This is a genomic window from Nocardia sp. NPDC019395 (assembly GCF_040632335.1).
Classification (GTDB): Bacteria; Actinomycetota; Actinomycetes; order Mycobacteriales; family Mycobacteriaceae; genus Nocardia.
Window position 1 is genome coordinate 334,533 of the sequence record NZ_JBEYBT010000004.1, and the last position, 21,171, is coordinate 355,703.

22 protein-coding genes and 1 pseudogene are annotated in these 21,171 nt (G+C 66.0%); 9 read left to right on the forward strand and 14 right to left on the reverse strand.

Translation table 11 applies throughout. The features are described from left to right. Positions 1-245: 245 nt before the first annotated feature. Positions 246-1,571 carry a bifunctional o-acetylhomoserine/o-acetylserine sulfhydrylase gene (locus ABZ827_RS14985; protein WP_357237214.1) on the reverse strand — a complete coding sequence of 442 codons (1,326 nt, stop codon included), beginning with the start codon at positions 1,569-1,571 and terminating at the stop codon, positions 246-248. A gap of 309 nt (positions 1,572-1,880) precedes the next feature. Between ABZ827_RS14985 and ABZ827_RS14990 the strand changes: the two genes are divergently transcribed. Both ABZ827_RS14990 and ABZ827_RS14995 read left to right on the forward strand, forming a co-directional pair. Beyond that, positions 1,881-2,534, forward strand: a complete 654-nt coding sequence (locus ABZ827_RS14990) for a Uma2 family endonuclease (protein WP_357237216.1) — start codon at positions 1,881-1,883, stop codon at positions 2,532-2,534. Between the two features lie 113 nt (positions 2,535-2,647). Beyond that, positions 2,648-3,166, forward strand: coding sequence for a hypothetical protein (locus ABZ827_RS14995; protein WP_357237218.1), 519 nt, complete (start codon positions 2,648-2,650; stop codon positions 3,164-3,166). Positions 3,167-3,212: 46 nt separating this feature from the next. Here ABZ827_RS14995 and ABZ827_RS15000 read toward each other — a convergent pair whose 3' ends face one another. Together ABZ827_RS15000 and ABZ827_RS15005 are read right to left on the reverse strand one after the other, a co-directional pair. Then, positions 3,213-3,596 (reverse strand): hypothetical protein, encoded by a 384-nt coding sequence (locus ABZ827_RS15000; protein ID WP_357237437.1) that lies wholly within the window; start codon positions 3,594-3,596, stop codon positions 3,213-3,215. Next, entirely contained in the window at positions 3,502-5,532 is a 2,031-nt protein-coding gene (locus tag ABZ827_RS15005) for a hypothetical protein (protein ID WP_357237220.1), read from the reverse strand. The genes ABZ827_RS15000 and ABZ827_RS15005 overlap by 95 nt, the downstream gene beginning before the upstream one ends. Here ABZ827_RS15005 and ABZ827_RS15010 point away from each other — a divergent pair. Continuing rightward, positions 5,502-6,155 (forward strand): DUF4291 domain-containing protein, encoded by a 654-nt coding sequence (locus tag ABZ827_RS15010; protein WP_357237222.1) that lies wholly within the window; start codon positions 5,502-5,504, stop codon positions 6,153-6,155. The two genes, ABZ827_RS15005 and ABZ827_RS15010, sit on opposite strands and share 31 nt — an antisense overlap. A 218-nt stretch (positions 6,156-6,373) precedes the next feature. Here the strand turns inward: ABZ827_RS15010 and ABZ827_RS15015 are convergent. Next, positions 6,374-6,448, reverse strand: a pseudogene (locus tag ABZ827_RS15015) (hypothetical protein); the annotation flags it as partial. A 105-nt stretch (positions 6,449-6,553) separates the two neighbouring features. Here ABZ827_RS15015 and ABZ827_RS15020 point away from each other — a divergent pair. Then, the gene (locus tag ABZ827_RS15020) at positions 6,554-7,777 is read left to right on the forward strand and encodes a cytochrome P450 (RefSeq protein WP_357237224.1); all 1,224 of its coding nucleotides are present in this window, start codon (positions 6,554-6,556) and stop codon (positions 7,775-7,777) included. A 33-nt stretch (positions 7,778-7,810) separates the two neighbouring features. Then, positions 7,811-8,398, forward strand: coding sequence for a TetR/AcrR family transcriptional regulator (locus tag ABZ827_RS15025; RefSeq protein WP_357237226.1), 588 nt, complete (start codon positions 7,811-7,813; stop codon positions 8,396-8,398). Positions 8,399-8,408: 10 nt separating this feature from the next. On the opposite strand, the gene ABZ827_RS15030 is transcribed toward ABZ827_RS15025, so the two are convergent. The 9 genes from ABZ827_RS15030 to ABZ827_RS15070 are packed head-to-tail and all read right to left on the reverse strand — an operon-like array spanning position 8,409 to position 17,679. Beyond that, the gene (locus ABZ827_RS15030) at positions 8,409-9,038 is read right to left on the reverse strand and encodes a hypothetical protein (RefSeq protein WP_357237228.1); all 630 of its coding nucleotides are present in this window, start codon (positions 9,036-9,038) and stop codon (positions 8,409-8,411) included. A gap of 10 nt (positions 9,039-9,048) precedes the next feature. Next, positions 9,049-10,326, reverse strand: a complete 1,278-nt coding sequence (locus ABZ827_RS15035) for an MlaD family protein (protein WP_357237230.1) — start codon at positions 10,324-10,326, stop codon at positions 9,049-9,051. Then, positions 10,323-11,435: an MCE family protein gene (locus ABZ827_RS15040; protein WP_357237232.1), complete on the reverse strand. Its 1,113-nt coding sequence runs from the start codon at positions 11,433-11,435 to the stop codon at positions 10,323-10,325. The genes ABZ827_RS15035 and ABZ827_RS15040 overlap by 4 nt, the downstream gene beginning before the upstream one ends. Further along, positions 11,432-12,538, reverse strand: coding sequence for an MCE family protein (locus tag ABZ827_RS15045; RefSeq protein ID WP_357237234.1), 1,107 nt, complete (start codon positions 12,536-12,538; stop codon positions 11,432-11,434). Before ABZ827_RS15045 ends, ABZ827_RS15040 begins: the two co-directional genes overlap by 4 nt. Continuing rightward, positions 12,535-13,626, reverse strand: coding sequence for an MCE family protein (locus tag ABZ827_RS15050; RefSeq protein ID WP_357237236.1), 1,092 nt, complete (start codon positions 13,624-13,626; stop codon positions 12,535-12,537). The genes ABZ827_RS15045 and ABZ827_RS15050 overlap by 4 nt, the downstream gene beginning before the upstream one ends. 5 nt (positions 13,627-13,631) lie before the next feature. Beyond that, complete coding sequence (locus tag ABZ827_RS15055) at positions 13,632-14,669, reverse strand: MlaD family protein (RefSeq protein WP_357237238.1); 1,038 nt, start codon at positions 14,667-14,669, stop codon at positions 13,632-13,634. Further along, positions 14,666-15,955 carry an MCE family protein gene (locus tag ABZ827_RS15060; protein WP_357237240.1) on the reverse strand — a complete coding sequence of 430 codons (1,290 nt, stop codon included), beginning with the start codon at positions 15,953-15,955 and terminating at the stop codon, positions 14,666-14,668. Before ABZ827_RS15060 ends, ABZ827_RS15055 begins: the two co-directional genes overlap by 4 nt. Before the next feature lie 9 nt (positions 15,956-15,964). Then, on the reverse strand, positions 15,965-16,819 hold the full coding sequence (locus ABZ827_RS15065) for an ABC transporter permease (RefSeq protein ID WP_357237242.1): 855 nt from the start codon (positions 16,817-16,819) through the stop codon (positions 15,965-15,967). Beyond that, positions 16,819-17,679 carry an ABC transporter permease gene (locus ABZ827_RS15070; protein WP_357237244.1) on the reverse strand — a complete coding sequence of 287 codons (861 nt, stop codon included), beginning with the start codon at positions 17,677-17,679 and terminating at the stop codon, positions 16,819-16,821. Before ABZ827_RS15070 ends, ABZ827_RS15065 begins: the two co-directional genes overlap by 1 nt. A 306-nt stretch (positions 17,680-17,985) precedes the next feature. Between ABZ827_RS15070 and ABZ827_RS15075 the strand changes: the two genes are divergently transcribed. Genes ABZ827_RS15075 through ABZ827_RS15090 form a run of 4 tightly spaced genes read left to right on the forward strand, consistent with a single transcriptional unit; the run spans position 17,986 to position 20,441 of the window. Further along, a complete protein-coding gene (locus ABZ827_RS15075) occupies positions 17,986-18,729 on the forward strand; it encodes a hypothetical protein (RefSeq protein ID WP_357237246.1) in 744 nt (247 codons plus the stop codon). Next, positions 18,726-19,490: a hypothetical protein gene (locus ABZ827_RS15080; RefSeq protein ID WP_357237247.1), complete on the forward strand. Its 765-nt coding sequence runs from the start codon at positions 18,726-18,728 to the stop codon at positions 19,488-19,490. Before ABZ827_RS15075 ends, ABZ827_RS15080 begins: the two co-directional genes overlap by 4 nt. A gap of 46 nt (positions 19,491-19,536) precedes the next feature. Beyond that, on the forward strand, positions 19,537-20,157 hold the full coding sequence (locus ABZ827_RS15085) for a cytochrome c oxidase subunit 3 (protein WP_357237249.1): 621 nt from the start codon (positions 19,537-19,539) through the stop codon (positions 20,155-20,157). Between the two features lie 5 nt (positions 20,158-20,162). Next, positions 20,163-20,441 (forward strand): cytochrome C oxidase subunit IV family protein, encoded by a 279-nt coding sequence (locus ABZ827_RS15090; RefSeq protein WP_357237251.1) that lies wholly within the window; start codon positions 20,163-20,165, stop codon positions 20,439-20,441. A 13-nt stretch (positions 20,442-20,454) separates the two neighbouring features. Here ABZ827_RS15090 and ABZ827_RS15095 read toward each other — a convergent pair whose 3' ends face one another. Next, positions 20,455-21,048: a TetR/AcrR family transcriptional regulator gene (locus ABZ827_RS15095; RefSeq protein ID WP_357237253.1), complete on the reverse strand. Its 594-nt coding sequence runs from the start codon at positions 21,046-21,048 to the stop codon at positions 20,455-20,457. Between the last annotated feature and the right edge of the window lie 123 nt (positions 21,049-21,171).

The window sequence follows — 21,171 nt, forward strand, 5'->3', positions numbered from 1 at the left end:
GAACGCAGCACGCACGGAACATGCCCGGCCGGCCCCGGCCCCGCACGACGGAGGACTGTTCATGCACCCGTTCGCTTACAACCCGGCAGACCTGGCCGACGCCATCATTCTGGCTGTGCGATGCGTACTACACGTGTACTCGTCGGGTACGCCCTGCGTCCCCGTCTGAGCGCTGTCCGCGTAAACGAGAGCCGGACCCGCGGTGAGCGGATCCGGCTCTGAAGCAGGCCTTCGGGTCGTCTGGGCTAATCGGCCGCTGCGGCGAAGCCCGTACGCAGATCGTCGAGGATATCGTCGATCCCCTCGATACCGACGGCGAGCCGTACCAGCCCCGGCGTGACCCCGGAACTCAACTGCTCTTCGGGCGTCAGCTGGGAATGGGTGGTCGACGCGGGGTGGATGACCAGCGAGCGCACATCGCCGATATTGGCGACGTGACTGTGCAGCGTCAGCGCGTCGACGAACTTCTTACCCGCGTCCACACCGCCGGCGAGTTCGAACGCGACCACCGCGCCGGTGCCCTTCGGCGCGAGCTCCTTACCGCGCTCGTACCACGGTGAGGAGGGCAGACCCGCATACGACACCGAGGTGACCTCCTGGCGTTCGGTGAGGAACTCGGCGACGGCCTGAGCATTCTGCACATGCCGTTCCACCCGCAGGCTCAGCGTTTCCAGGCCCTGACTGATCAGGAAGGCGTTGAACGGGGCCACCGCGGAGCCGAGGTCGCGGAGCAACTGGACCCGTGCCTTGAGGGCGAACGCGGGTGCGCCGAGGTCGGCGAATACGGCGCCGTGGTAGCTCGGGTCCGGTTCGGTGAATCCGGGGAACCGGGGCGCGTCACCCGCGCGGACCGTCCAGTCGAAGGTGCCGCCGTCGACGATCACACCGGCGATCGCGGCACCGTGCCCGCCCAGGTACTTCGTCGCCGAGTGGACCACGATATCGGCGCCGTGCGCGATGGGCTGGATCAGATAAGGAGTCGCGACAGTGTTGTCGACGATGAGCGGGATCCCGGCATTGTGCGCGACGTCGGCGATACCGCGGATATCGAAGATATGGTTCTGCGGGTTGGACACCGTCTCCCCGTAGAAGGCCTTCGTATTCGGGCGGATCGCGGCGCGCCACTGATCGAGATCGTCGGGTTCGTCGACGAAGGACACCTCGATCCCCAGCTTGGGCAGTGTGTAGTGGAAGAGGTTGTAGGTGCCGCCGTAGAGACGCGGGCTGGAGACGATGTGATCACCGGCGCCCGCGAGGTTCAGGATGGCGAGCGTTTCGGCGGCCTGCCCGGAGGCCAGGAGCAGCGCCGCGACCCCGCCCTCCAGGGCGGCCACGCGCTGTTCCACCGCGTCCTGGGTGGGGTTCATGATCCGGGTGTAGATATTGCCCGGCTCGGCCAGCCCGAACAGTGCCGCCGCGTGCGCGGTGTCGCGGAAGGTGTACGAGGTCGTCTGGTAGATCGGCAGCGCCCGGGCGTTGGTGGTGTCGTCCGGAACCTGCCCGACGTGGATCTGCTTGGTCTCGAAACTCCAGCCGGCGCTGGGATCGGCCGGCGGGTTGGATTCGGTCATCGCGGAGTACTCCTATGGGGTCGAGGTAACAGCCGATCGCACCGGACGGCGCAGCGAAACAGCTTCGGGCACACGCATTCCGGCCTGCCGCGGCCGTGCACCGCTGCGGCCCGTCAAAGCTATGGTCGCCGGCTCCGGAATGTCCATGGTTATGTTCGCTCCGATTGCAACTATGCCCCGTCACCGCCGCAGGCGCGAGGGCACCGCCGCCGAGTGAGTGGAGAGGCCTGGTTATACGCCGGACGGGGATGGAATCGATGGCACGGTGGACCGGAATGACCCGTCGGCCAGGTGACTTATCATGACCATATGTCCTGGCCGGAGATCGACCGCCCCGACCTTCCCGAGTACATGACCTGGGAGGAACTGGAGCAGCTACCCGAGGAGATCGCGGAACAGATCGAGCTCTGGGACGGTCGCGTGGTGTGGCTACGTCGGGGTCCGGGCGAGCATCAGACGTTCACCCGCCGCATGACGAACACATTCGAACGTTGTGCGCGTAAGAGCATGTCGGAAGACCCCGAGACCTGCTGGACCGTGAACCTCGAGACCAACGTTTTCATCGGTAGCAGCGGGAAGTCCGATTTCCTGACACCGGATTTTCTGGTGTACCGCTGTCTCGACTCGCCGTTCGGAGATGTCCGGGCCGCCGATACGCTGCTGGTCGGCGAAGTACTGTCACCGTCGAACAAGCAGGCGGATATGGAAGCGAAGAAGGGCCGCTATGCGGCCGCCGGTATCCCCTGGTACTGGGAGGTCACCCTGGCGTCCGCGCGCAGTGCGATAGCCGCGGTCCGCGCCTACGCCCTGCAGACCGGATACGGATCCCTGCCTGATGATGTCCATCCGCTGTACCCGACCAACTACCTCTTGGTCGACGAGTGGACACCCGCCGACGAGAACGGCATCCACATCGACCATCCGTTCCCCATCCGCATTCCCTGGACCGAGCTCGAATACTGACCGAGCGCCGGGCCGGTAGCGCGAGCGGTATCCACTCCGGCCACGTCGATATCTTCGCCAGCAGCGGCGGGGCAATCGTCGCGCTCGCGCTCGTAACCGCCCACCCCGACGAGGTGAGCACAGTGGTGGCGCACGAACCGCCGCTGCTCGCCGTGCTCCCCGATGCCGCGGCGGCCGAACGTGCGGCGGCCGGGTATCGCGAGGCCTATGCGGCAAAAGGCTTCGGTGCGGGAATGGCGGCCTTCATCGCGATGGCATCCTGGCAGGGCGAATTCACCGACGACTATTTCGCCGCGCCCGCCGCGGACCCCGCGGCATTCGGGCTACCGGCCGAGGACGACGGTGCCCGCGACGACCCGCTGCTGTCGGAGCGCTCGTGGCAGGTCGTCGGCTACCGCGCCGACATCGCCGCTCTCGCCGCGGCACCGACCCGGATCGTCATCGGCTACGGCGAGGAGTCAACGGGTACGGTCACCGCCCGAACCTCGACGGCGATCGCCGGCCGACTCGGTCTGCAGCCGGTTCTGTTCCCCAGCCACCACGGCGGCTTCACAGGTCCCGAGTCCGGCTACCCGGGCGAGCCGGAGGCCTTCGCCCGTACCCTCCGGGGAGTCCTCGACAGGATCAGCTGATCAAATATTCCCAATTAGCTACGGCCGCAACGGGTCTCTGGAGCAGTCAGCTGTATCGTCCGCCTGTGGGGCGACGGATACGGGAGAGGTGTTCGCGGTCGGCGTGAGTGCGGACGAGCCCAGGAGCGCCGGCTTCGGCGTCTGCGGGGCCCGGTTCGGCGTGGTGAATGATCAGCGTGATGCCGTCCGTTCCGCTGATCGCCAGCCGTTCGCGATGAAGCCGGACTTCTCTTACCTGTGGGTGGTCGAACGGGATCCGGCGCTGCGCTGAAGGGGCGCCGCAGCCGTGCCGAACTCTGGAGGGCGGGGCCTGGATGCCCGCCTGAAATCCACAGTCAGATGTCGTCCTTGTCGGCTGAACCCTCGACCAAGTGCAGCTGGCGGGGGTCGCCCCACTGCACGAGGAGGTAGGCGTCGTCCTGACACGAATCGGGGTCGTCGTAGCGCCAGTCCTCGATCAATCTGTTCAAATACTCTGCGGCCATGTGGCGATTGATTTTCGAGTACAGGTTGATAGCTGCGAATCGAGAGTCGTACCAGGGGCTATCCTCGGCGAGCATGCCCAGTGCTGCTTCGGCCCGTTCGTCGGAGTTCTCCAACAGGATTTCCGCAGCTCTCACCCGCACCAACTCGTCGAGGTCCTCGTCGTCGAGTACGAGTTGCATCAAGGCGTCCGCTCCGCGGCGAGTATCGAAATGCATCAGCGTTCTGGCGGCCTGGAGCCGACCACTGAAATCCGGTGAGTGCGGATCTTCGTTGAATTCGTGATCCAGGGTTGGTTCTTTCGCGAGCGATTCCAGCGCAGAAAGTCCAGGGGCCTCGTCGAGTTCGGCGAGTATCGTTGCCGCCCAGACCCGCGTTGCCGGATCTTCCTCGACCTCGATGACGGCAGTCGTCGAACGAATCGCTTGATCGATGACAGGTTGCCAACTTTCGGGTTCGAGGGATCCGAAGTGGTTGATCATTGCGACGAGCAGACAGCAATGCAGATTTGCTCGTGTGACGCTGTCGTACAGCTTCCGGTGGGCGATGTCGCGTAGTACCGATCGGTCGGCTTCTATCAGGAAGCTGATATAAGATGCTGTCTCCAGCGGCGCGCCCCAGGGATTCAACCCCCTGTTATGAATCCATCGTTGAAGGCTCCTGTCCAGCTCCCGCTCGTAGGCCTGTGGGGTGCGCATAGCCCATCGTGCAGCGCAATATTCCTGCACGGTCTTGTGTGCGAACTCGAGCCGGTCACCTTCGCGGACGAGGAGGCCGCATCTGGCCAGCGCAGATACAACAAAGTCCGTCCACACCTTGCGTGTGATGCCAGGTGGGCGCTCGCCTGCCGGGCTGCGCGAAATCAGCGTGTTCCAAGCCTCGATACTGTGGTCGGGAAGGTATTCGGGCCTCGCGGGACGGATGTATATCAGTGGATCAACCGGCCGCGATTCGTTTGCTGCGGCCATTTGCCCGATGAGATCGAGCAGTTCGCTCAGGAGCGATTCGGCATGCTCGGCCACTGCCGGGCCGAATCGCTGCGTCAGGTGCTCGCTCTGCGTGCGAAATCCGGATGGCCCTCGACTGTGCATTCGCTCGTGCAGGAGGTCCGCGAAGCGCGAGTAGAGCGCATTTCTGCTGTCGGGTAGCACACCGTCCGGATTCATCGAATAGACCTGGCACAGAAGAGAGGTCATCAGCGGTGTTCGCGCCGGCTTGGACATCCCAACAGAGCTCAACGCTGCAATGAAAGTGTCCGTCGAGGTGTTGGGCCGAGGGAGGCCGAGTTGGCGAAACCATCCGTGGACTGCGCTGTGAAGATCGTCGGTGGAGAACTGCTCGAGTCGATATTCGGGAACGGCGCCCAGGAGCTTGCGCTCGGTATCGGATATCGGTCGTCCGGCCACGACGAAGGAGTGAACGGCAGGTTGGCGATCAACGCACTGCACGATCCATTCGATGACTTCCCTGCGGAGCTCGGGGTCGGTGATCTCGTCCATTCCATCGACGAGGACGAGCCATGTGGTGCCGGGTCGTGGCGCTGTTCGGAAGAACTCCTCATCGAGTGTGCGCTCGAGGCCGAGCCGCGACAGGGATTCGTTCGCCGCCGAGGCGAGTGCGGCGGCGAGGGGCCGATGCGGAGTCAGCGCCGCGGCGTTGACGGTGAGAGCCAGCGGCTGCGTTTCGATTCCTGCCAGCCATTGCGCTGCCGAGCGAGCCTGAATCGTGCGCAGAAGACTGGTCTTACCCCCACCCGGTCCAGCGGTCAGCATGCACAGCGCGTCCTGCCCGAGGCAGGTGTCGGGAAGCGTGTCACTGCTCGCGGCGATCGAGAAGGGGTCGGGGGATATGGGTGGGTACTCAGGTGGAAATTCGATCGCCAACCGAGTCGTTCGGCGTCACGCTCTACGTCATGGAAGAACCACAACACAGGATCCGCGCGTTACACACGGCATCCACGGTCACCGTCTACCAGGCATACTCCTCGGCTATCGGCAGGGCTGCTGTCCGCGACGGTCGCTTTCCCGCAGCGTGGAAGCGGGATCGGATGACGTGGATCAAGCCGTCGTTCCTGTGGATGATGTATCGATGCGGCTGGGGTATGAAGCCGGATCAGGAGACCGTCCTCGCCGTCGAGATCTCGCGCAGCGGCTTCGAGTGGGCGTTGCGCCATGCGTGCCTGTCGAGCTACAAGTCCGGGCTGCATCCTGACCGCAACACCTGGCAACGTCAGCTGAAGCGCTCTCCCGCCCGCGTCCAGTGGGATCCTGAGCGTGATCTGTACCTGCGGCCCCTTCCGTATCGCTCGCTGCAACTCGGGCTCTGCGGTGAAGCCGTACGACGCTACGCGGACGAATGGACGGTCGCTATCAGCGACATGACTCCGCTCACCCGCGAGATCCACGCGCTGGTCAGCGACGGCGCCCTCGACTCTGCTGTCCGCCTGCTGCCTCAGGAGCGCCCATACCCTGCTGCGGATGAACTGCTGACGCACCTTCGTCCATGACCGCTGACTCGCACGTGCGGGTAGTCCCACATCCCGGGCACGAGCGTTCATTTTGGGCGAATGCCGCTGTCCGGCAATTGGATTGCGCGGCCTGTCACGCATTGGTGGCGGCGAGGGCGTTGTAGATCGCAGTTGTGAGCAACGAAATCAACAGCCTCGCCACTGCACCCTATGTCAAGACCGACGACCTGGGGGCTGCTGCACGGATAGGTGTCATGCCACACCAACCAGGCGCCGGCGATCTCGGCTTCCGCGGCGAGGGCGAACAGCAGGATCGACCGGACAACACTCATGGTCGGCGGGCCTACGCGACGCCGGCGCGATCGTTCGACGGGTGCAGTCTAAGGAATCCGGCGCATTCCTTAGACAAAATAGTGATTGTGTCTTACCGTTACGACATGACGGGTCAGACGTATCAGGATGAGGCGCACTTCGAGTTGTGCTCGGGGGAGACGTGGCGGTCGCCGTGGGCGATGTACGCCGGGCTGCGGGAACACGACCCGGTGCACCGGGTCGTGCCGGCCGCGCATCCGGAGAACGACTTCTGGGTCCTCACCCGGCACGAAAACGTGTACGCGGCCGCCCGGGACGTCGGGATCTTCTCCTCCGGCCAGGGCCTGACCGTCGAGTACGGCGAGCTCGAGCAGATCGGGCTCACTGCCAATCCGCCGATGGTGATGCAGGATCCGCCGCAGCACACCGACTTCCGCAAGCTCGTCGCGCGCGGATTCACCCCGCGCCAGGTGGAGGAGGTGGAACCGGTGGTCCGTCGCTTCGTGCGGGAACGGCTGGACCGGCTGGCGGAGCAGGGCGGCGGCGATATCGTGACCGACCTGTTCAAACCCCTGCCGACGATGGTGGTGGCCTATTACCTGGGCGTCCCGGAGGAGGACCGGCCGCTGTTCGACGGATGGACCGATGCCGTGGTCGCGGCCAGTACCCAGCGCACGGAGGACGCGCAGGTGGCGTCGATGCAGATGCTGGGGTACTTTGCCGAACTGATCAAGCGGCGGCGCACGGACCCCGGCGACGATACGGTGTCGCTGCTGGTGCAAGCGGGGATGGCGGCCGACGACTCCGATGTGGACGGGCTGGTGCAGATCCTGGCCTACACCTGGACCATGGTGGCCGGTGGTAACGACACCACCACCGGGCTGCTGGGTGGTGCCGTGCAGTTGCTCCAGCAGAACCCCGAGCAGCGGGCCGCGCTCGCCGCCGATCCCGAACGGATCCGGGTCGCGATCGAGGAACTCGCTCGCCTCACCTCGCCGGTCCAAGGACTCGCCCGCACCACGACCCGCGACGTGGAGCTGAACGGCCGGACGATTCCGGCGGGCCGTAAAGTGCTCCTGGTGTACGGCTCGGCGAATCGCGACGAACAGGCCTTCGGCGCCGACGCGGCGGACCTGAACATCGACCGCAATCCGCAGCGCATCATGACTTTCGGTCACGGCCCCCACCACTGTCTCGGGGCGGCCGCCGCGCGGATGCAGGCGCGGGTGGCGCTGGAGGAACTGCTCGACCGGTTCCCCGACTATCGGGTCGATATCGACGCCGTCACCTATGCCCCTGGTCCTTATGTCCGCCGGCCCACCAGTGTTCCGTTCCGGTGCACGGCGTGAGCGAGTCGGGCCCGGAGACGGCATGGTGTGGCCGTGAGTGGTGACTGGCTGGCCGCCGGGCGCACCGAATTGGCCGCGGAGCGCATTCTGGACGCGGTGCGGGCGCTGGTCATCGATAAAGGCGCCGGCTCGGTCGGGATGGCCGAGATCGCCGAGGCGGCGGGATGTTCGCGGGCGACGCTGTACCGGTATTTCGACAGCCGGCAGTCGTTGTACGTGGCCTTCGCCGGACGCGAGGCGACCCAGTTGATCGAACGGGTCTGGCGCGAGCAGCGACTGGACGGCCCGGACCCGGCCGAGAGTCTGCTGGACGGGATCACCGCCACCCTGGCCGAAACGCGCAAGACACCGCATCTGGCTGTGTGGTTCGAACCGGCCAACGCGGGGATCGTGGCGCGACTGTCGGATTCCTCGGCGGTGATCGACGCACTCGTCACCGCCTTCGTCACCCGGTTCCGGCCCGAACTGTCGCCCGCGGCGGCACAGCGGCTGGGCCGGTGGGCGGTGCGGATCATCGTCTCGTTGCTGACCCTCCCGCCCGCGGACGAGGCCGAGGAACAGGCCCTGCTGCGGGATTTCCTGCTGCCGTTCCTATTGGACTCGCGGCTGCCGATCGGCTGAAGCCGCCGCGTCAGACGAGTTCGACCTCACCGGCCAGCCAGCGGTCACCGACCCGGTCCATGGTCATGATGATGCGGTTGCGGTCGAGCCGGGGCTCCGGTGTGGTGGTGTTGGTGATCTGGGCGTCGACGAACAGCAGAACCACCACCCGGTCCCGGGACGCCGATTGGACACTCGACGCGACCACTCGGCCGCTGCTCACCGATTGTGCTTCTGCCAGAAGATGTTTGAGCTGTTCGGCGGATCGGGTGTACATATCCTTGAACTTCCCCGTCGCGCCGTCGGCGAGGGTGGCGAAGTCCGCGTCCATCCGTTTCGCGTCGATGCTGGTCAGCGCTACCGCGTACTGCTGGGCGGCGGTCAGTGCCGCGGTGGCCGCGCGGTCGACATCGCGGCTGTCCTTCCATTGCCAGCCCAGAACGGCGGCGAGACTCGTTGTGGCGATCAGCAGGAGGACCAGGACTCCGACGAGTGCGCGCACGGATCTGCTGCGCATCGGTGATTCGGCGGGGGAGTGGCCGGGATCCGCGCCGGGTTCGGCGGCGCCGGCCGGGTCTTCGGTTGTGCCTGCGGGTTCGGCCGTGCTTTTCGTATCCTTTCCGGATTCCGGGTCCGAGGTGAGTTCATCCGTTGCGGTCACTGCGGGCTCCTCAGTTGGGCGGCACATAAGTCGGCGCGTGCGGTCCGCCGTAGGGGGTCGGGATGGTGAGCGGGCCGATCGGGGTCGGATCGGCGGTGGCCGCCGGGTCCGCTCCCGGTGGCACCCCCGGCGGGCCGACACCCGGCGGTCGCGGGGCGTTGCGGGCGCCGCGCGGCAGCAGCGCGGGATCCGGGTCGGTGCAGTCGGTGTACAGGTACGGTTCCGGATAATCCGGTACCGTCCCGGGACGGCGGGGGACGTTGTAATCGCATTGTTTGCGCGGGTAGATACTCGCCATCGCCCAGACCGAGCCGTCGTGGAAGGCCGAGGCGACGGCGTCGAGCGACGAGCCGGCGCGTTGTTGCGGGAAGAAGAACTCCTCGAACGCCGGTACTCGTGAATTCGCCATATGCGCGACGGTGGTGAGATCGCCCAGTAGCCGCACCATGGTCGGTGAGTTCTGGGCCATGATGGCGTCGATCGCGGCCAGGGTTTCGGGGGTGCGTCCGACGAGTTGTTCGAAGCCTCCGCCCATGGCGGCGATACCGCCCATGGTCGCGGACAGGTCGGCGGCGGTATCGCGGAGCCCGGCACCGGAGTCGGCGAGCGTGGTGAGCAGGACCCGGCTGTTGCGCAGCAGGCTCACCGTCTGCGGCAGGACCCCGTCGAGGGTGGAGATCATGAAGAATCCACCGTCGATGATGGCCGCGAGCTTGTCCGGGCCCGCCTCGCCGACACCCAATTCATCGGAGATGGCACGTAATTGTCCGGGGTCGACCTGCGCCAGAATGCCCGACAGACCTTCGAGCATGGTGGACAGCGGAACCGGGCTGGAGGTCCGGTCGGCGGTCACCACGGCGCCGGGGGCGAGGAAGGGCCCGCTGTCGGTATCCGGCAGGAAATCCAGGTACTGTTCACCGGCCGCCGAGAGCGCCGCGGTACGCACCCGGCCGCCCATCGGGATCCTCGTCCGCTCGTCGATGGACGCGACCGCCACGACTTTGTCACCGGCCACCTCGACCGAGGCGACCCGCCCGATCCGCACACCGCGCAATGTGACGTCCTGGCCCGGTAGCAGCCCGCCGGATTCCCGCAGTTCCACCCGGACCTGGTATTTCGCGGCGAGGGGATTGATATCGAGCGCGCCGAACAGGAGATAGCCGGTGCCGATCAGGAGGACGAGCAGCAGCCCGATCAGCGATGTCGTCGCGCGATAGCGCCGGACCCGGCCGACCGTCCCGACCACGATCCGGGCCGGCCGTTCCACCAGGGCGCCACGGGTACTCATCGCGGTGGTCCGTTCAGTCGTCCGCCGAGACGCTGCAGCATGTATTGCAGCGATCCGGCGAAAGCGGTCCAGTCGGTGGCGTCCGGCAGCCGGGCGCCCGGATCGCCCGGGAAGTTGGGATCGGGTACGGCGCCGAGCGCGAGCTGTGCGACATCGATTTCGGCATGCGCCGACGACGCGTTGGTCACCTTCAACACGATGGACAGGACGCTGTTGAGGGCGTTCAGGTCGGCCTGCGGGTTCTTTGCCGCGGTATCGAGCCCCGCGGCCAGTCCGTTGATATCGACCGCCATACTGCCCTGGTTCGTGCCCTGGATCGACGGGAACCGGGCCAGCTGCTGGGTGACGGTGTGCATCCGGTCGACGAGTTCGATGATCGAATCGGTTTCGGCGCCGACCACCTGCGCCGCGGGCGCGGCCGCGGCCACCGCGTCGCCCAGGGCGGTGTGCTGTTCGGCCAGCGTCGCGCTCAGGTCGGCGGAACTCGCGAGTATCGCCTCGATCCGGCCGGAGCGGGAGGTGAGGGTTTCCAGGAGCTGCCGCGTCTGCTCGAGGATATCGGCGAGCCGTTCACCGCGCCCGTCGAGATGTTCGCCCGCCGCGGTGGCGAGTTCGGTCAGGCTCTTGATCGCTCCGCCGTTCACCAGCAGCGATGATCTGCTGAGGACTTCCTCGATCGTCGCGGCCGCGGAGGTGGATTCGATCGGGATGGTGGCGCCGTCCCGGAGGAGTCCGCCGCCCGGGGGCGGGGCCTCGGGAGCGGTGAGCGCGACGAAGACATCACCCATCGGTGTGGCTGAGCGGAGTTCGGCCGTTGTGCCCGCCGGAAGTTCCACTTCGGGCCGGATCCGCATCGTGACCACCGCGTGGTAATCGCGGGCCGACATCGACTCGACCAGGCCGATATCGACACCGTTGAACCGGACTTTCGCCTTCGTCGGCAGATTGAGCGCATTGGCGAAGGTCGCCGTGAGCGACCAGGACTCGCGCGGCATACCGGGAGCGGGTAGCGGCAGTTGGTCCAAGCTCAGCGAGCAGCCGGTGGCGGCGGTCGTACATACGACGATCGCCCCCGCCGCGAGGAATCTGGTGAATCTGCGCGCTGTCATCGTGGCTGTCCCTCCGCCAAAGCCTGCAGAATCGCGGTGAGACCGAAATCGGGTCCCATATCCCGCATGGTTCCGGTATCGCATCCGAGTTCGGTGAGGTGCAGCAGATTGCATACTTCCTTCACCATCTGCCCGTCGAGCAGGAACCGGTTCAGATCGAAGGTCACCCGCAGGGCGCCGATGTCCTGGTCGATGGCGTTGTAGACGTTGTCGACCAGCAGCGGGAAGACATCGAGGAATTCGCCGACGTTCCCCTGATAGTCGGCCAGCGCGCGGAAGATCGTATTCGAGTTGCCCGCCAGGCCGCTGAGTGTTCCCTGGTTCTGCTGGAGCAGTTCGGTGACCGTGGTGACGATCCGGTTCAGCCGGGCGCCCGTATCGCCGGTGCCCAGGCCCTGGGTGGCCAGGAAATCGCTCAGCTGATGTATCCCGGATCCGAATTCACGCAATGTCGTATCGTTGCGGGCCGCTACGGCGACCAGCGCGTCGAGGTTGTTCACCACCGCGGTGATCGCGTCGCGCGTCGCGGCGCCCTGATCGCTGCCGAGTTGCATCGCCCGGGAGAGTTCGCCGAGCGCGACGCGCATCTGTTCTCCCTGACCGGCGGTGACACCGGTGCCGAGATCCAGCAGATCGCCGACCGGCCCGTTTCCGGCGCCGTCGCCGCCGAGGGACCCCGCGAGCTTCTGCACCATGGCCAGCAGGCTGTCGAATTCCACGGGGGTCCGGGTGCGTTCGGCGCCGAGCACCGCGTCGCGCGGCAGTTCGGGGCCACCGCGGTAGACCGGGCTCAGTTCGATCCGGCGGTCGGTCAGCAGCGAATCCGAGACCGCCACCGCCAGCACATCGGCCGGGAGCCGGATCGAACCGTCGACCGTCAGTTCGATATCCACACCGGTGCCCCGCGGCCGGATCTCGCTGATCTCGCCGACCCGCATACCCAGGACCGAAACCGCGTTACCGGTGTAGAGACCGTTGGCGTTGGCGAATCGGGCGGTGATGGTGGTGTCGGAATCGCGCAGGCCGGGTGCGCTCGAGCAGCCGGTGAACGCCATACCGAACACGATGAGGGCGAGCGCGATCCGGCGGGTGAGTCGTCTCATTTGCAGTCCTCGTAGTACGGAGCCTTGCCTACCTGCGCGGCCCGCCCGCTCAGCGCGCACAGGAAGGAATCGATGAACGCACCGTCGGGAGCATTGGCGGACAGCTCCATCCCGGTGCCGGTGGCATTGGCGAACAGACGCCAGGGCACCGGCAGGATCTGCAGAATATTGCGGAGCAGAGCGTCGTTGTTCGCGATGAGCGTGGTCATCTCCCGCAGATCGTCGAGCAGGCCCTGGATCTTGCCGCGGTCACCGACGACGATCGGTTCCAGTTCCCGCACCAGCGTGGTGGTGGCGTCCATGAGCCGGCGCAGCGCCGCCTGCCGGGCGGTGATCTCCTGGAGCACGGTGCGGCCCTGGCCTACCAGCGAGGACAGATCCGCCTGCTGGTCCCGCAAGACGGTGGTGACCTGTTCGGTGCTCTGCAGCAGCGCACCGATCTGGTCGCGGCGCTGCGCGATGACCCCGGCCACCGTCTCGATATTCCGCAGGGCCTGCGGAACCAGCGGGGGCAACCCGCGTAACTGCTGTGCCAGGGTGGTCATCGACCCGGCGATCTGGTCGGCGTCGACACCGGCGAAGGTGGCCGTCGCGTCCTGCAACGCGGTTTCCAGGTCGTAGGGCACGGCGGTCCGTCCCAGCGGGATCAGCCGATCGGGCAGAGAACCGGTTCCGTCGGATTGCAATTCGACATACCGCGTACCCAGCAGCGTGGTGAGTTTGATGGCGGCCCGGGTATCGGCACCGAGCCGGATCGACCCGTCGATTTTCATCGTGACGGATACGTGGTCACCGTCGAGGCGGGTACCGCTGACCGTGCCCACCGGGACCCCGGCGTAGGTGACCGAATCGCCGGCGGCGATACCCGCGGCCTGCTGGAAATGCGCGCGATACGTCGTCTTTCCCAGGTCGAGGGAGTTGATGAAAACCGTGACGACGAGAAGCGCCGCGACCACAACGACCGCGATGATCCCGCGCCGCAGCGGCCCGGCCGTCTTGCCAGGTCCGTCGCGGCGCCGCCACCGGGTCCGTGCCCGATCCCATAGTGCCGCCGAATGTTCGGCCGCTGTGCGCAGTACCGGTTTCATCCCCATCACCTGCAGATCGCCGAATGTTCCACTTGCCCGCTGGGCGACGCGAGCGCGAGTATCTGGGCCATCAGCGGGTCGAACCCGGGCACCATGCTGAATCCGAGATCGCAGATATAGGCATCGAGATACGCTCCCTCATCGGTGATGCGCGAGAGCGATTTCAGCATCGGTGGCAGGTTCGCCCCCAGATAACCGAACTTCTGTTTGTTGTCGAGGAAGTGCCGGGCGAACCCCGGTTCGCGGGTGACGAACTGCGCCAGCGACGGCGCCGCGCCCTGTACCACCTGCGCGGCCCGGTCCAGGACCGTGGCGATCTCGGTGGTCTGGGTGAGCAAGGTATCGCGCCGGGCATGGAGCCCGTCGAAGATCTTGCGTGTCTGCGCGATCGTGGTCTGCAGTTCGCCGCTGTGCTGCGCCAGATCGGCCAGCACCCGGCCGAGGTTGTCGATGATCGAACCGAGAACCTGATCGGGGCCCGCGAACGATTCCACGAGTGAGCTGGTTTGGGTGATCAGGGCCAGCACCGCCCCGTCCTCGCCCTGCAGCGCCCGGACCAGCGCGGCGGTGATGTTGTCGACGTCCTGCGGGTCCAGCATGCTGAACAGGGGCTGGAAACCGTTGAGCAGACCGGAGATATCGAAGGAAGGTTCGGTGTGCTCGACCGGTATCACCGAACCCGGTTCGAGACGTTCGGGGCTACCGGAATCATCGGGCGCCAAGCCGAGATAGCGCTGGCCGATCAGGTTCTGGTAGGTCACCGTGGCGAGAGTGTTGCCGTACAGCGTCTGGTCCCGGGTGACCTCGAAGGTGACCCGGGCATGTGTACCGTCGACGGCGATCGTATCGACGCGCCCCACCTTCACCCCCGCCATCCGCACATCGTCACCGGAACGCAGGCCCGAGACATCGGTGAAGACCGCCGCGTAGGAATCGGTTTCGCCGGACACTCCGCGCTGCAGGGTCAGGTGGACCATCCAGGTCAGCACGAGAGCGATGACCAGGAATATCGACAGTCCGATCAGGGGTTTGCGGTAACTCATCGCGGACCCTCCGCTGCGGTAGCCGGTGTGACTGTCACGTTGTTGCCGCGTACCAGCGGTCCGAGGACAAGCGCGGACAGGTTGTCCGGTTCGTTTCCCAGGACGGCGGTGACCTGCTGACGCTCATCCGGTCCGCCGACGGCTCCGGTGCCGGAGTCCGCGCTCGCGGGGGTGAACCCACCGGGGATCACCGGCGCGGAACCGGCCGGGCCGGTGGCGCAGCTGGGACCCGCCAGATTGCCGTAGCGGGGACAATCGGCGCGGGTGTACTGCTTGTGCGGGGTGAGTTCGACAATGACCGAACCGGTGGCGCTCTGCGTATCGGCGCGCCAGAACTGGGTCCTGAATTTCGTCGCCAGGCGGGCCTGCGAGGTGGTCATCTGCACGAAGTTCCGGCTGCCCCGGGCCAGCACGTCGAGGACGGGCGCCATCGAACCGGTGATATCGGTGAGTGTTCCGGTGTGGTTGGTGAGCGCGGTTCCGATACTCGTGGTGGTGACCAGGCCCCCGGACAGCAGCGCGGCGAGCTGCCCCCGCTGCTGGGCCACGATCTGCATCGGCGCGACCGACTGGTTCACCGCCTGCAGTAGATCCGGCGCCGAGGCCTGCAGACCCGCCAGCGCCTGGGCGAGGGCATCCATCGTCGAGGGTCCGCCGTCGGGTGCGGTGACCTCGTTGAGTGCCTGCGCGATCCGTCCGAGTTGCGCCCCGGCCCGCAACATTTCCGGGCCGCGTCCGCTGGTGGCGCGCGCAACCGTGGCCAGGATGCCGACCGTCGGGTCTGTGGCGGAGCGGCCGGCGGCCTCCGCGATCCGGCTCAGGGCCGTCAGCGAGGTCTGTAGCTGGACGGTGGCCAGACTGTGGTCCTGTGCTATCTCGGCCTCGGCGCGCAGTGCGGGGGCCGGGCCGTTGTCGACCAGTTGTACGGACGGCACCGCGAAAACGTTGCTGGGTACGACGCGGGCCGTCACCGTGGCCGGGATACCCTGCGCCTGCTGCGGCCATAATTCGATCCCGACCCGGTTCGGGCCGTCACCGGTCGCGGGTGCGACCTCGGTGACCATGCCGACGATGACCCCGCGGTACTTGACATCCGATTTCACCGGAAGACCGTCGCCAACATCCGCCATCAGCGCGGTGATCCGGACCGTGGATTCGAAAGCGCCCTGTGATCGGGCGATTCCGGCAGCGACCAGCGCGGCCGCCACCAGGGCGAACGCGATACCCCGCACCAGCAGTTTCCAGTCGGCCAGATTCCGGTCGTCCGCTTCGAAAGCACTCGGCATCGCTACCCCCTATCCGCTCAGCCGCGATCCGGCGTCGAAACCCCACAGCGCCAGGGTCATCAGCAGATTCACCGAGATCATCACGGTGATACTCGCCCGCATCGCGCGCCCGGCCGCGACCCCGACGCCCTGCGGCCCGCCCGCGGCGTAATAGCCGTAGTAGCACTGCACCGTCGTGGTGATCATGACGAAGATCAGTGCTTTGAGCAGCGAGTACAGTACATCGGTGCCGCCGAGTACCAGGTCGAAATAGTGCTCGTAGGTGCCGAACGATTCTCCGCCGGCGATCCACACGAAGAACTCCACCGCCAGATAGTCGGCGGCGAGCGCGGCCAGATAGAGCGGGACCACTGCGATCATCGCCGCCAGCAGCCGGGTGGACACCAGATACGGGATCGGCCGGATCGCGACGGCGTGCAGTGCGTCGATCTCCTCGCCGATCCGCATCGCACCGAGCTGGGCGGTGAACCGGCAGCCGGCCTGGGCGGCGAAGGCGATGGAGGCCATGATGGGCGCCAGTTCGCGGGTGGCCGCGGTCGCGGCGATCATCCCTGTCGCGGGTTCCATTCCGAGCAGCTTCAACGCGCTGTAGCCCTCGATACCGACGATCGCGCCCGCGGCGGCACCCAGCACGATGATGACCCCGGCGGTTCCGCCGCCCACGACCAATGATCCGTTGCCCCAGGTGACATCCGAGAGGATTCGCATCGATTCGCGGTTGTAGTGGCGCAGCGCCGCCGGTATCGAGAGGACCGCCCGGACGAAGAAGGTGATCATATGGCCGAGCTCGAGGAACGTGCGGCCGCACGCCCGGATCGCCGCGAGCGGTAGCGCGGTTCCCGGAAACTGGTAGGTCGCGGCCATTACAGCGTCGTCCTGGGGAACAGGATCGTGTACATCTCGGTGAACCCGACGTTCACGACCATCAGGAACATGATGGAGGCGACCACCGTGGCGTTCACGGCGTCGGCCACGCCGCCCGGACCGCCTTTACTGCTCAAACCCTTCTCGCAGGCGATCACCGTCACGATCACCCCGAACACGACGGCCTTGACCATGGCCAGGTACAGATCGCTCGCGGTGGCGAACGAGGAGAAGGTCGCCATGAAACTGCCCGGAGTTCCGTCCTGTACATAGACGTTGAACAGGTAGCCGGCCAGGAATCCGATGAAACAGCTCAAACCGGTCAATGCCGTGGCGACGACGATCCCGGCGGCGAGCCGTGGCACCACCAGCCGGCGCAGCGCCGAGACGCCCATGACTTCCATGGCGTCGATCTCGTCGCGGATGGTGCGCGCGCCGAGATCCGCGCAGATCGCCGAACCGACAGCCGCGGCGAGCAGGATCGCGGTGACCATGGGCGCCGATTGCCGGATCACCGCCAGACCGCTCGCGGCGCCGGCCAGCGAGGTCGCCCCGACTTGACCGGCCAGCAGCCCGAATTGGATCGATAGCGTCGCGCTGATGGGAAGTGCGACCGCGACGGTGGGTAGCCAGGAGGTGCGAACCATGAAGGCCGCTTGGTGGACGAACTCGCCCACGGGAAACCGGCCGGTGACCAGATCGGCGAACAGGTAGCGCAATGCGAGCCGGCCCATGAGAACTTGGCGTCCGAGGGTTTCCAGCGCGGCTACCGGATGGCGTTGCAGGTAGCCGCGGAACCAAGCGGATATCTGGTCGGCTGCCGGCGTCTTGTTGTTATCGAGGATTGGTCCGATGCTCACGAAACCTCCGCCCGTCCGCTGGGTGAATCAGCCTGTGCTCAGCGGCGCTGGAGGCAGGCTAACGGATTCGGATACCCCGTGCTAGCCGATCGGCTAGAAAAAGTTGATCTGTGCGAAAGCGGGGTACAGAACGGCGTGCTGTGTGGTAGCGGCCTGTCTCGCAGCGGAAGTCGGCAAACGGGCATCGACAATTTCTGATGATCGGTTTACAGTCGACCTAGCCGATCGGCTAGGTCGACGGGGTGATGCCCGGAGCGACGCATTCGGGAGTACGCCCGGGGCCGATCCGGAGTGAATCGAGGTGCGATGCAGATTCCTGCCGAGGCGGAGGAAACCGGTTCCGCCGCAGATCTGGAGATCCAGTCGATCAGTGTATGGACCGGGCCGGCAGCGGGTGTGATCCTGCTGATCGCCTTCGTGGCATTTCCGGGATTCTTTCCACCGATGTCCCCCGAAATGCCGGCGGAACAAGTCGCTGCCTTCTATGCCGATAATCAGGCGCTGATCCGATTCAGCATGATCACGTTCAATCTCTGTGGAATCATGCTGATCCCGTTCTTCATGGTGATCGTCGCGCAGTTGAAACGGATGGCCACGCAGAGCCATGTCTTCGCGTACTGCTATCTGACCGCGACGGTGAGCGGTGCGACGATTTTCGCCCTCGCCGATATCTTCTATCTGGTCGCGGCCTTCCGGCCCGGACGCGACCCCGAACTGATCCTGCTGCTCAACGATATGGCCTGGATCGTATTCATCGCGCCGGTGGGCATTCTGGTCGCCCAGAACCTGCTGCTGGCCGCGGCCGTCTACTTCGACCGCGGGCCGCGTCCGGTGGTCCCACGCTGGGTAGCCCATTTCGCCGTCTGTACAGCGCTGGCGATGGCCCCCGCCACCGCCGCCGCGGTGGTCACCAGCGGGCCTCTGGCCTGGGACGGCATCATCTCGTTCTGGCTGCGAAACGGCGCGTTCGCCGTATTCACCGTGGTGATGTTCTTCGTCCTGCGAAACACCCTGCGGCGCCAGGCCGGAGAATCGGGCGCGGCGCGATGAGAGTTCTGCAACCCGTATTCGACAGGGCGGCAGGCCAGGACGCGCAGCGGCCCGCGAAACCTGCTGGGAAAAAGGATGTCTGGCTCTGCTTCGCGATTGTGCCGGCCTTCTACACTGCTTTCGGGCTCATCTTCGTGCTGCTCGCCCGGGTGATGCCGCCACCCCGGCCCGATACCGGCCCCGAACAGATCGCGAATTTCTTCGATGCCCACACCGTCACCATTCAGATCGGTTTCGCGATACTCCTGTTGATCGTCGGCGGCGCGGGCGTATCCAACGGCATAGTCGTCTATCACATGAAGCGGATGTCGGTGGGTTCGGTAGGTGCCTACATATATATGGGCGGTATGGCCGTCGGTGCGCTACCCGGCTGCCTGCTCGTAGCGTTCTGCTTCTTGGTCGCGGTGTACCGCCCCGGCCGAGACCCCGAAATATTGGCCCTGCTCTACGATCTCGGCCTGCTCTCGTATGTGGGCTCACTCGGCTGTTTCACGACCGCGTACTTCGGATTCGCGCTGTCGATTTTCTACGACCGCAACGAGATATTCCCGAAATGGCTCGGCTACGTGACGATCTGGCAGATCGTCACCGAAATCCTCGCCACACCCGTATTCATTTCCACGGCCGGGCCCTTCGCCTGGAACGGGTCGATATCTTTCTGGATGGGCACGGTCGTTTTCGGATTCTGGCTGATGTGTGTCATCACCTTCCTACGGAAAGCCGGGCAGCTGCAGCCCGCCGACGAACCACCACTGCCATGACCCGGCCGGGCGAACCGAGATCACATCCCTGCGAGAGGGGTTCGCGATGACCGACACCGACCGGTCCCTCACCACCACCTCCGAGGAAACGGGCGAACCGCGTCCGCCGGTCGCCGCCCGCCTTCCGCTGCCCGGCGACGGTCATATGTGGGTGATGGTGCTCGGTGATCTGCTGATCTTCGGCGCGTATTTCGTGATCTTCATGGTGCATCGCGCGATGGCGCCGCGGGAATTCCTGGCCGCGCAACAGCATCTGAACCTGGACCTCGGAACGGCGAATACCCTGATCCTGCTGACCAGCTCGTGGTTCGTCGCGCGCGGCGTGCACGCGATGCGGGCGGGCTCATACGACCGAGCGCTGCGTCTCATATATTCCGGTGCCGCGCTGGGTGTGCTGTTCATCGGCGTCAAAGCCTACGAATGGTCGGCCGGGGCGGGCGCGGGCCACACCCTGAATTCCGGCGAGTTCTTCACCTTCTACTACATGCTGACCGGTATTCACCTGTCCCACGTCGCCCTGGGGCTGCTGATTCTGGGGATAGTGGTCCGGGAGCTGCGTGATCCCCGCCGGCGGCGTATCGCGGTTGCCGAATCCGGTGCGATTTATTGGCATATGGTCGATTTGCTCTGGATCGTCATCTTCGCCCTTCTCTATGTTCTGAGGTGAACGCAGTGATCCGAACCGCTCCCGTGCAGGCGACCACCGCGGTATGGCTCCTGCTGTCCGCGATAACCCTGCTGTCCTGGGCGCTGGCGCCGGGGCACGGCGAAGCGCCGGTATCCCCGAGCACATCGATCACGGTGCTGGTCGTCGCGCTGGGTGCCGTCAAAGGGCGGCTGATCATCCGGTACTTCATGGAAGCGCGCACCGCGCCGCACTGGCTGCGGATCGCTACCGACGCGTGGCTCGTCGTGCTGTGGGGCGCGGTGCTGGGCATCTATCTCTGGTGAGCCCGCGGCGCGTTCAGTCCGGCAGGTCGAGCATTCGCTGGGTCAGCTGGATCAGGGTCGCGCGCAGGGTTTCGTCATCGAGATCGGTGACCAGGGGGTTGACCACGGCGCCGCCGATCGCCGCCGACAGCACGGCCGCCGAGACTCGAGTCAGCGTATCGTCGTTGTGCCGTTCGTCGAGCAGAACCGAGTACAGCCGGTTCATGAACAGCCGGAACGGCTCGTGCTCGGCCAGGATACGGACGATCACCGGATCGCCGGTCAAGGTGCTCACCCAGCGCCGCCGGGTCACGGCGAGATCGATAACGCTGTCCAGCAGCACCTTGCGGGCCCGGGGCAGATCCGGTTCCGCCTCGGCGGCGATCAGCGCGTCCTCCAGGATGGCCAGTTCGTGGGCGGTGACCGCGATGACGATCTCCTCCTTTGTCTTGAACTGGTAGTACACCGCCGCCTTGGTGACCCCCACCGCGTCGGCGATCATCTGCAGGGATGTCCCGCTCACCCCGTGCACCCCGATGAGGTCGAGGGCGGCCGTCATGGTCCGCCGCTGTGCCGCTGTCCAGCGGATACTGCTGAATGGCCGCTGCGGCGGACTGTCGGCGAGCATGTATGCAGGCTATCGGACCGCGCCGGAGGCGTATCGGGGCGTACAGGCGGGCGACCCGAGACAGGTGTTCCGCGCCGGAGCCGGTGCGACGGTGCGGGGGAGAGGTATGCCACCCGGCGCCGA